10 protein-coding genes are annotated in these 10,852 nt (G+C 62.2%); all 10 read left to right on the top strand.

What is annotated here, in order from left to right:
- A partial coding sequence (locus tag ACP5EL_RS07365) for a methyltransferase domain-containing protein (protein ID WP_428401869.1) occupies positions 1–747 on the top strand: 747 nt, incomplete at its 5' end.
- A gap of 138 nt (positions 748–885) precedes the next feature.
- A complete protein-coding gene (locus ACP5EL_RS07360; RefSeq protein WP_428401868.1) occupies positions 886–2,955 on the top strand; it encodes a minichromosome maintenance protein MCM in 2,070 nt (689 codons plus the stop codon).
- Positions 2,956–2,964: 9 nt separating this feature from the next.
- The gene (locus ACP5EL_RS07355; RefSeq protein ID WP_428401867.1) at positions 2,965–3,285 is read left to right on the top strand and encodes a DUF424 domain-containing protein; all 321 of its coding nucleotides are present in this window, start codon (positions 2,965–2,967) and stop codon (positions 3,283–3,285) included.
- A complete protein-coding gene (locus tag ACP5EL_RS07350; protein ID WP_428401866.1) occupies positions 3,282–4,340 on the top strand; it encodes a 60S ribosomal export protein NMD3 in 1,059 nt (352 codons plus the stop codon). The genes ACP5EL_RS07355 and ACP5EL_RS07350 overlap by 4 nt, the downstream gene beginning before the upstream one ends.
- A gap of 442 nt (positions 4,341–4,782) precedes the next feature.
- Positions 4,783–6,099: a DNA primase DnaG gene (gene dnaG / locus ACP5EL_RS07345; protein ID WP_428401870.1), complete on the top strand. Its 1,317-nt coding sequence runs from the start codon at positions 4,783–4,785 to the stop codon at positions 6,097–6,099.
- Positions 6,100–6,188: 89 nt separating this feature from the next.
- On the top strand, positions 6,189–6,557 hold the full coding sequence (gene pth2 / locus ACP5EL_RS07340; RefSeq protein ID WP_428401865.1) for a peptidyl-tRNA hydrolase Pth2: 369 nt from the start codon (positions 6,189–6,191) through the stop codon (positions 6,555–6,557).
- Positions 6,558–6,580: 23 nt separating this feature from the next.
- Entirely contained in the window at positions 6,581–7,873 is a 1,293-nt protein-coding gene (gene truD / locus ACP5EL_RS07335; protein WP_428401864.1) for a tRNA pseudouridine(13) synthase TruD, read from the top strand.
- A gap of 67 nt (positions 7,874–7,940) precedes the next feature.
- Positions 7,941–8,834 carry a methanogenesis marker protein 11 gene (gene mmp11, locus ACP5EL_RS07330; RefSeq protein ID WP_428401863.1) on the top strand — a complete coding sequence of 298 codons (894 nt, stop codon included), beginning with the start codon at positions 7,941–7,943 and terminating at the stop codon, positions 8,832–8,834.
- A 12-nt stretch (positions 8,835–8,846) separates the two neighbouring features.
- Complete coding sequence (locus tag ACP5EL_RS07325; protein WP_428401862.1) at positions 8,847–10,355, top strand: thiamine pyrophosphate-dependent enzyme; 1,509 nt, start codon at positions 8,847–8,849, stop codon at positions 10,353–10,355.
- Positions 10,356–10,543: 188 nt separating this feature from the next.
- Complete coding sequence (locus tag ACP5EL_RS07320; RefSeq protein ID WP_428401861.1) at positions 10,544–10,810, top strand: hypothetical protein; 267 nt, start codon at positions 10,544–10,546, stop codon at positions 10,808–10,810.
- Positions 10,811–10,852 lie beyond the last annotated feature (42 nt).

Raw genomic sequence — 10,852 nt, 5'->3', positions numbered from 1 at the left:
GCCGCCACCCTCGTCGACCTCCTCCACTCCGACACCTCCTACCCGCCGGGATCTCTCATCCTTGAGGCCGGCTGCGGGGTGGGAGCCCAGACCGTCCCCCTCGCCAAAAATAGCCCCGGTGCAAAGATAATCGCCCTCGACATCTCCCGATCCTCCGCCGCCGAGGCGAGGGGGAAGGCCGAAGATGAGGGCCTCGCAAACGTCCGGGTCCTCCAGGGGGACATCTTCCACCTCCCCTTCCCGAAGGCCTCCTTCGACCACCTCTTCGTCTGCTTCGTCCTGGAGCACCTGCCGCGGCCGGTCGAGGCGCTCTTGATCCTCAAGGAGTTCATAAAGCCGGGCGGGACGATCACGGCGATAGAGGGAGACCACGGCTCTGCATACTTTCACCCCGACAGCCTCGCGGCCCGGCGGGCCATTGACTGCCAGGTGACCCTGCAGGAGCGAGCGGGCGGAAACGCCATGATCGGCCGGGAGCTATACCCGCTCCTCGCCCGGGCCGGGTTCGCCGAGGTCTCCGTCTCGCCCCGGATGGTCTACGCCGACGGCAGCAGGCCCGCGATGGCGGAGGGGTTCACCAGGAGGACCTTCACCGCCATGATCGAGGGGGTCCGGGATGCGGCGCTGGCGGCCGGTCTGACGGGGCCCGACGAGTTCGATTTGGGGATCTGTGACCTGTACCGGACGGCGGAAGAGGACGGGGTCTTCTGCTACACCTTCTTCAAGGCGACCGGAAAGAGGGGATGAGGCACAGGGGTCGGGTTTGAACTCTCGTCTCATTCTCGCCCCCGACTTCCTCTATGTAGCTCGCAGCCCAAGACTGGCCTGATAATGTTTACCCTGACAAAGTTTAGATATCATCTCCGCCCTTAGCTATCCTCTGTAATGGTTGAAGATCCCGTAGCGAAGTGGGAGGAGTTCATCAGGTCCAGGTACTGGGACGAGCTTCTGGAGCTCGCCGACTCCTACCCCCTTCGCCGTAGCCTCGTAATCAAGTTCCCGGACGTCGACCGGTACGACCCAGAGTTCGCAGACGAGCTTTTGGAGCGGCCCGAGCCCCTCCTGGAGGCGGCCGAGACCGCCCTCCTGGAGATCGACCTGCCCATCGACGTTCTCCTGGAGAAGGCCCACTTCCGGATCGCGGGCCTGCCTCGAAGGTTTAAGACGAGCGAGCTGCGGAGCGATCACATCGGTCGGTTCATCGCCCTGGAGGGCCTCATCCGGACGGTGACCGAGGTGCGGCCCAAAGTGATCTCGGCGGCCTTCGAGTGCCAGAGGTGCGGCCACCTCTTCTACAAGGATCAGACCACCTCCAAGTTCCAGGAGCCCTACGACTGCCCCAACGAGGCCTGCGACCGCCGCGGCCCCTTCAAGCTCCTCCTGGACCGGTCCCGGTTCGTCGACGCCCAGAACGTCCGGGTCCAGGAGTCCCCCGAAGAGCTCCGGGGGGGCGAGCAGCCCCAGACTCTGGACGTCCAGCTGGAGGACGACATGACCGGGATGATCTACCCCGGCGACCGGGTGGTCATCAGCGGCGTTCTGCGATCATATCAGAGGACGACCCAGACCGGCAAGAGCACGTACTTCGACCTCTTTTTGGAGGGAAACTCCATCGAGATGATGGAGCAGGAGTTCGAGGAGATCGACATCAGACCCGAGGACGAGCGGGAGATAAGAGACCTCTCAAAAGACCCCATGATCTACGACAAGATCAAAAGGTCGATCGCCCCCTCCATCTACGGCTACGACGAGGTGAAGGAGGCCCTGGCTCTCCAGCTCTTCTCCGGCGTCTCCAAGGGCCTCCCCGACGGGACCAGGATCAGAGGCGACATCCACATCCTCCTGGTCGGCGACCCCGGGATCGCAAAAAGCCAGCTTCTCCGCTACATCTCAAAGCTCTCCCCCCGGGGGATATACACCTCGGGTAAGAGCTCCACCTCGGCTGGCCTCACCGCGACGGCGGTCAAGGACGAGCTCGGCGACGGCCGGTGGACGATCGAGGCCGGGGCGCTGGTCTTGGCAGATAAGGGGATCGCCTGCATCGACGAGATGGACAAGATGAGAAACGAAGATCGGTCCGCCCTCCACGAGGCGATGGAGCAGCAGACGATCAGCGTCGCGAAGGCCGGGGTGATGGCGACCCTCAAGTCCCGGTGCGCCCTCCTCGCCGCCGCAAACCCCAAGTTCGGCCGCTTCGACAAGTACGAAGGGATATCCCAGCAGATCAACCTCTCCCCGGCCCTCATGTCGCGGTTCGATCTTATCTTCGTCCTCACCGATGAGCCGAGCGACGCCCGGGACTCCAAGATCGCCCACCACATCGGCCAGACCACCTACGCCGGCGAGATCTCCTCGCGGGGCGGCTACTCGAAAGAGGAGCTGGAGGCGGTGATGGACGTGATCCGCCCGGCCATCGAGCCTGGGGTCCTTCGAAAGTACATAGCCTACGCTCGAAAGAACATCTTTCCCGTCCTCTCCGATGAGGCGAGAGAGAGGCTGGAGGGATACTACGTCAGCCTCAGAAAGCAGGGACAGGACTCAAACAAGCCCGTCCCGGTTACGGCAAGGCAGCTCGAGGCACTCTTCAGGCTAAGCGAATCGAGCGCACGGCTCCGGCTCAGCGAGGAGATCACCGGAGGCGATGCCGAGAGGGTGATCCGGATCGTCGAGGCCTGCCTCCGCCAGGTGGGGGTCGATCCAGAGACCGGCCTTCTCGACGCCGATGTCCTGGCGGTGGGGATGAGCAAGAGCACCAGAGACAAGACCCGGTTAATGATAGACCTCGTAAAAGAGGTGAGCTCGACGCACCAGGGTCCGGCCCCCCTGGAGGTCGTCCTCGAAAGGGCCGAGGCCAATCTCGGGATGGACAGACATAAAGCCGAAGAGATCATAAAGAGGCTGAAACGAGACGGAGCCATCTTCGAGCCGAGAAACGGCTTTTTGAACCTTACCTGATGTGATAAGATGCAAGACGACGATGATAGATCTGAGATGATGTACCTCAAGATTCACAAAGTCAACAGAGAGGTGATGGTGGCGGTCTGCGACTGCGAGCTTCTCGGAAAGACCTTCGACGAGGGAATGTTATCCCTATCCGTGGAGGCGGCCTTCTTCGGCGAGGAAGAGGCCACCGCCCCGGAGGTGGCAGAGGCCCTCTCCGGGGCCACTATAGCCAACATGGTGGGGGAGAGGGCCGTCGCTTGCGCCATCGAGACGAGCTGCGTCGAAGGCGAGAACGTACTTCGGATCGGCGGGGTTCCCACCGCTCAGATGGTGCGGATGTGAACCTTGAAAGCGTCTGCCCGAGATGCGGCGGGCCCTCTCCCCTGGGGCTCTGCGACCGCTGCCGAATGGAGATGGCCAATCTTCTCGACTGTCCCGACTCCGTCGAGGTGACGGTCTGTCCCGTCTGCGGCTCCACCCTGCTCCGGGGGAGGTGGCAGGATGCCGAAGCCACCGTCGAGGACCTAATCACCGACGCCGTCGCCGCTGAGGTCGGGACCCATCGGGATCTGGCGAACCCGGAGGTCTCCATCTCGGTCAGAAGGAAGAATGCAACCCAGTACCTGGTCTCCGTCCATCTCGCCGGAACTTTCGGCGAGATCCCGGCGGAGGAGGAGAGCATCGTGGCGGCCACGGTCCGGCGGGCCACCTGCGAGAGATGCAGCAGGATGGCGGGAAACTACTATGAGGCGATCGTCCAGGTGAGGGGATCAAAAGGTGCTCCCTCCAAAGAGGAGCTAAAGGAGACTCAAAAGATCGCCGAGGCCACCACCGATTACTGTCTATCGAGAGGCGACCGCCTCTCCTTCGTCCAGGAGGTCAGAGAGGTCAAGGGCGGGATCGACCTGGTGTTGGGGTCGACCCAGCAGGGGAGGGCGATCGCTAGAGCGATCCAGGATCGCCTCGGCGGAATCTCCGGGGAGTCTTATCGTCTGGTGGGGATGAAGGACGGAAAGAATGTCTATCGGACCACCATCCTGGTCAGGCTTCCGAGGCTCAGAGCCGGCGAGATCGTCAGGGCGAAAGGGGCCTTTATGGAGGTGAGGAGGTTTGAGGGTAAGAGGACATTCTGCAGCTCTCTTCTAGATGGGCACACTGCATATCTATCCGAAGAAGATGCTGAAGATGCCCTAGTCGTGGGAGACCGATCCTCTGCCGAGAGGGGCTTGGTGGTGGCTGGGGACAGGGACGTTCTGGAGTTTCTGGACCCGGAGAGCTACAGGGCGGTCTCCGCATCCAGGCCCGTCCATCTCCGGGCGGGACCGGGGGATGAGATAGAGTTTTTGAGGTTTCGGGGCGATATGGTCATTCTGCCTCCCCGGGATGAAGACGTTTGATCCCGAGCCCTCTTAACCTCTACCACAAAGTTATTAAACTAGCTCTGGCCTATTTCTAGGCAATGGTGATCCTCGCAAAGCCGAGTTTTGCGAGCCGGATGATCATTAAACCCATCTTCATGCTCTGGGTGATATATTAAACTTCGAGAATAACCTCTCAGGTGATGAATCCTCGCCTTGCGTAATGTGCACATCCAACTTGAAGATAAATGTGAATCCGATATGCTGAAGTTCGATCATCAAGATGATGCTCAAAATCACGAAGTTGATACCCACCGATTGAGATAGCTAGATAGATACACGTTCACCATCATCCTCTAAAAAATGATATGCTGGGGTTTTTCGGCTCCGGGCGGAAATTATGGATGGTCCAGCGTTAGCGTTGGAGCTTTGGGGCCGCGAGTGTATTTATTTATCTATTTTAAAATTTGAGGTGTCTATGATGCAGAATGTTGATACCACTAAATACGTAATTCACGCTGAGATCACGGCAGACGGGATCGTGGAGAGGCCCGACGTCGTCGGGGCCATATTCGGCCAGACCGAAGGGCTCCTCGGAAGCGACCTTGATCTGCGGGATCTCCAGAAGACCGGCCGGATCGGCCGGATCGATGTCCAGATCACGTCCAGCGGCGGCAAGTCCTCGGGGACGATCTCGATACCCTCAAGCTTCGACAAGGTGGAGACGGCTATCCTCGCCTCTGCCCTGGAGACGATAGATCGGGTCGGTCCCTGCATAGCCAGGATCAAAATCTCCAAGATCGAGGACGTCCGAGCCTCCAAGAGAAAGTACGTGGTGGACAGGGCAAAGCAGATCATAATGGAGATGTTCGACGAGAACATCCTGGACACCCAGGGGATCACCGAACAGATAAAACAATCCGTGAGGGTAGAGGAGATCACCCACATTGGACCGGATCGTCTACCCGCAGGCCCCAACGTCCTCGACTCCGACGCCATCCTGGTGGTGGAGGGGCGGGCCGACGTCCTGAACCTCCTCCGGTACGGCATCAAGAACGCCGTCGCCGTCGGCGGGACGAACGTTCCTCCTCCCATCGCAGAGCTCTGCAGCAAGAAGGTGGTGACGGCCTTCACCGACGGAGATCGGGGCGGGGAATTGATCGTAAAGGAGCTCCTCCAGGTTGCAGACATCGATTATGTGGCTAGGGCACCCGAGGGTAAGTGCGTCGAGGACATGACCCAAAAGGAGATCGTGAGAGCCCTCCGCCAGAAGATCCCCGTCGAGCAGGTCCTGGACTTCTACAAGATCAAGGCCCCCTCAAAGAAGCCGCGGCGTGAGGTCACCACCAGGAGAAAAAGCCTGATCAGGGAGAGGCCCGTCAGGATCAGCAGGGCGGCGGACCGGACCGTCGAGGCTGCCCCCACCATCACCATCCACGAGCCGGAGCCGGACCTGGAGTTCGAGGCCGAGACCAAGCCGATCGAGAAGGAGCGGGAGGAGGTCGCGGAGGATGCAGGCCAGTGGTTTGAGCCTCATCTCGAGGCCCTGAACGGCACCCTCTCCGCCCGCCTCTTCGATCGAAACCAGAACGTGGTTCGAGAGGTGGCGGTGAGAGATCTCGCAAAGGAGCTGAAGGAGTCGAACGGCGACGTGGCCGGCGTCATCTTCGACGGCGTCGTCACCCAGAGGATCCTGGACATCGCCGCAGATAAGAACCTGGAGTACCTGATAGGGGCGAAGCTCGGCAACATCGTCAAAAGTCCCCTCTGTGTCAAGGTGATGACGGGAGAGGCCTGAAAGGGGCCCTCTCTTCTCTTCGTCACTCTCCTCCTCTTTTGTCGCTCCTGGGGATCTGTTGCCCGGGGAAGCGTGCACCCTTTTATCTGATGCGGTCTCTAACCCCCGCCATCATGGAGTTCAAGCAGTGTATAGTGATCCGCGGAGATCTGAAGCTCTCTTCCGGCAAATTGGCGGTCCAGGTGGCCCACGCAGCGATCCTGGCCATGGAACGGGCTGAAAAGAGGGTCGTCAGGGACTGGAAGGATGAGGGGCAGAGGAAGATCGTCCTCAAGGCCCCCTCCCTCCAGGAGATCTTCAGGCTGAGGGAGGAGGCGGAGAGGGCGGATGTCGCCTCCGCCATAGTTATCGATGCGGGGCTCACCGAGATCCCGCCAGGAACCGTCACCGCTCTGGGCCTGGGGCCCGCCCCGGCATCCCTGCTCGACAGGATCACGGGAAACCTGAAGCTGGTCTGAGGTCAGGGGGAGGGGATCTAGCGATGATCGAGGCGCCAGAGTTCGATCGAGCCATCGGGATGGAGCTATACGCCACCAGTTCACCCGGATGCGGCGGGCGGCTCCGCATGAGAAGCGAGGACTTCGTCGTCGAGGAGATATACGAGGACCAGAGCTATAGGGGCGGACGTTACCTGATCGTCGAGGTCGAGAAGGTGGACTGGGAGGCCCATCACCTGGTAAGGGAGCTATCCCGCCAGCTCAGGATCAGCCAGAGGAGGTTCAGCTGGGCCGGAACCAAGGACAAGAAGGCCGTCACCAGGCAGCGGATGAGCATAGCGAATCTGGACGAAGAGGAGATCTCTCGAATAACCCTTCCGGGCGTCGAGGTCGGGGTTCTCGGAAGGTCCAACCGTCCGGTAGCCTTGGGCGACCTTCGTGGAAATCGGTTCTCCGTTCGGATCGGCGAGATCGACCTCGAAGAGGTGGAGGTGGCCAGCCGCCTGAACGATGTAACAAAAGAGATTCGGGCCCTCGGCGGCCTTCCCAACTACTTCGGCGTCCAGAGGTTCGGCGAGGTGAGGCCTGTGACCCACCTCGTCGGCGAGGCCCTGGTGAGGGGCGATCCCGAGAGGGCGGCCCTGACCTACCTCGCCCTCCCCTTCCCCGGCGAGCCCGAGACTACCAGGATGGCGAGGTCGAGGCTCCTTGAGGGAAGAGACTTCACAAGAGCCCTTCAGGAGTATCCCCTCCGGCTCCGCTATGAGAGGGCGATGATCAGCCGCCTTTCGGAAGATGGGGACTGGGCTCACTCCTTCGACGTTCTCGCGACCAACCTCAAGAGGCTCTTCGTCCACGCCTACCAGTCCCTCCTCTTCAACAGGATCCTCTCAGAGAGGATGAGGTTGGGGCTCCCCCTCGACCGGGCGGTGGAAGGGGACGTGGTCTGCTTCTCGAAGGGCGGCCTTCCCAACCCCGACAAGCTCCAGGCAGTCGACGAGACGAACCTCGCGGCCGTCAACAGGCTAGCGGATCGGGGGAGGGCCTTCGTCACCCTGCCGCTATTCGGGCACAGATCAGAGTTTGCAGAGGGGGTCCCCGGCGAGACCGAGAGGTCGGTCCTCGGCGAAGAGGGCGTCGCCCTCTCCGACTTTCGGGTTGAGACGAACCCCGACCTCGGCTCCCCCGGAAATAGGAGGCCCGCCCTCCTCAGGGTCGATCCGGCGGTGGAGCTGGAAGAGGGATCGGCTCTGCTGAAGTTCGACCTTCCGGCCGGCTCTTACGCCACTGTCGTTCTGCGGGAGTACATGAAGACCGGGGAGGCAGGGCGATCTTGAGGAATAGACCGAAATCCATAACCTGAAAGCCGATCATTTGGATAGCGTTCTTTCGAGGTGTTCATTAGTGCTAAGTCTTGAAGATCCCTATGCTGTGGTCTATAGGCAGATTCACGCCGTATCAAGCCCCGACGGCGAGACGGTGGAGATCCTGGAGCGGTCCTCCTGCTACGGGGGAGGGGCCTGGTCCCTTCACCACTACTCTAAGGGCCCTCTGGTCATCAGCTCCCGCTCACTGGGGGAGTGGTTCCGCTACCTGGTAAGGTCTGGGAGGGTGGAGCTCGACCTCGCCTCGTCCCGGAGGTCGGCGGGCTTTGAGTCGGTGCAGGTCGATGGCGACGAGGTGGCGGTAACCTACGCCGGCCTCGGCGGCGGCGGCGTGGGGGCCACCGTCTCCCGGTCGAAGGCCGGAGACGTCCTCCGGTCCACCGTCTCCGAGTCTGGGGGCGGGAAGGTGGGCCGGGGGACGATCGTCCTTCCCCGGAGGGAGAGGATCGTCATCGGGGTAGACGACACCGACTCCAAGACGGAGGGAGCGACCTGGTCTCTGGTCCACAACATCTCCAGCAAGGTGGACCGGCCCGAGGCGAGGTACGTCTCCCACGCCCTGGTCCAGCTCTTTCCCGTACCCACGAAGACCCAGAACTGCGTCTCCACGGCGGTGGAGTTTGCAGCCCTGCCGGGGAAGGCCGACGGGATGCTCTCGGACTTCAAAGAGCTTCTGGAGCGCTACAGCGTCTCGCCGAATACGGGGATGGCCGTCTACCGGGGCTTTGACCCCTCGCCCCTGATCGACTACTCCAGGCTCTGCAGGACCGAGCGGATACCTTACGACCTCGCGGTCGAGACGGCGGAGAGGACGGGGACACAGGTCGTCCTGGCCGGCCAGGGGCTGATCGGAGCACTGGCCGCGATCCCCTTCTTCTCAAGGCCGGTCGAGTCGGTGAGGCCCGAGATCTGAGGAGGCGGTTTTGTGGATAAGGGGCCGACGGGCGCAGACGCTTTGCGAGAGGCCCTGGCCGACCTGGGGGTCGATCTCCGGATATACGTTCCCGGCTATCCGGCGACCGAGGCGGTCCCCGCTCTGGGCGGGGGAGCCTCCATGGCCGCAAACGAGAAGGTGGCGATGGAGGTGGCCCTGGGGGCCTCGGCTTCGGGAAGAAGATCCATCGTCCTGGTGAAGCACCTGGGGGTGAACATCCTCTCCGACCCCCTCTCGATCGCTCCGAGCCACACCATCGGGGCAGGGCTTGTGATCCTCGTGGGCGAGGACGTAGGGCCCCGGGGGTCGCAGGTGGAGATGGACGTGAGAAATTACGGACCCCTCTGCGAGGTCCCGGTCATCGATCCCTGGGGCCCCCAGCTCCTCGCCCTGGCCCTCTCGGAGGCCTTCGCCCTCTCCGAGAGGGTCAGGGCTCCTGCAATGGTCAGGACCACCTTCGAGTTTGGAGAGGCAGCTCGAAGTCCGGCTCAGGCCAAGACCACGATCCATGCCGAGAAAAAGGAGGAGAAAGGGGCGGGGTCTGAAACCTTCGACCGCTCCATCTGGGACCTGACGGCGAAGGGGCGCCACCAGAGGTACCGGGGCGAGGTCCTGCCGCTGTTGAGGCGGGCCTCCGCCACCTCGTCCCTCAACCTCCTCCGGGACGGCGGTGGGGAGCTGGGGATGATAGCCTCGGGCAGGCCCGCAGGCCTCGCCCTGAACCTGGGGACGAAGCCTCCCCTCCTCGTCGTCGGCATCTCCCACCCCCTCCCCTGGGATCTGATCAGGGTCTTCGTCCGAGATCACGGGCGGATCCTGATCGCAGAGGAGCCGACCCCCTTCATCGAGGCCCGGCTCCAGATCTCTGAGAAGGTCTTCGGCAAGACGACCGGCCACCTCCCCTGGGGGAGGATGGAGGCGGAGGATTTGGAGAGGGCTCTGGAGCTGATCGCTGCAGGCGCAAGGCCCGGTCCCGGACCCTCGCCTCAGAGGTTCGAAGAGCGGCCCGCCTCAAGAGACGTCTGCGACGACTGCCCCTTTTGGCCCCTCTACGAGGCCGTACGAGACCTGGGCGTCCCGGTGGCGGGAGACGCGGGCTGCAGCATCAGGGCGATCCGGCCGCCCCTGGAGGCGGTGGACGTAGTCTACGGCCTGGGCTCTTCGGTGGGGGTGGCCTCGGGCTTCAGCGAGAAGGGGGTGGCCCTGATCGGAGATTACGCCCTCGGCCACTCCGGCCTGCTGGGGCTCATCGACGCCGTAAAGAACGGACGGGAGGTTCTGGTGATCCTCCTCGATAACGGAGTCGCGGCGATGACCGGAGGCCAGAGCGTCCCCGACATAAAATCCCTCCTGGAGCGGATCGTTCCCGGACAGAGGACCCTCGACCTTCCGGTGGCCAAAGATCTGATCGAGGAGGTCCTGGCCGAGGAGCTGGCAGAGCCCGGCGTCTCCCTGGTGGTGGTGAGGGGGACCTGCCCAAGATACGATGCAGAAAGATGATCTCCCCTCTGTCCGGCCCGAAGTCGCCGAGATGAGGGGCGACATCCGGAGGTCCAAGGTCGACGATGGCGGCTACTTAATCATCCTCCTTGGAGAGGCCGCGACAGCTCGCTTGGATGGAAGCCGTCATTCTGAAGATAAAAATAATAGCTTATCGCGCTCCTGTAGCGGCCAGGATGTGGTGAGATTTGCGCAAACTCGATAGCGTCATCCTGGAGCTAGAGGCCCGAGGGCTGAAATTCCGGCTCCAGACCTCTCTTCGCGTAGGGTACGTGGCCGACATTTTATTTAAAAAGGAGAGGACGATCGTCCTGGACACCCGGAACGCCGATCCCTTCGTGGTCGGGAAGCTGGGTGCGGCGGGCTACAGGGTCTTTGTGATCCCCGAGGGGAAGCTCGACGAAGATCAGATCAGGGCGTTCTGCGATGAGGTGGAGAAGGGGCTGGGGAGGTGAGAAGGAAGGCGATTTCGTTCTTGCTGCCGGGCTCCGCGGAGA

Source organism: Methanocrinis sp. (assembly GCF_049974945.1).
Classification (GTDB): Archaea; Halobacteriota; Methanosarcinia; order Methanotrichales; family Methanotrichaceae; genus Methanocrinis.
The sequence above is the reverse complement of the archived record's forward strand: the minus strand, read 5'-3'. Positions and strand labels throughout refer to the sequence as shown.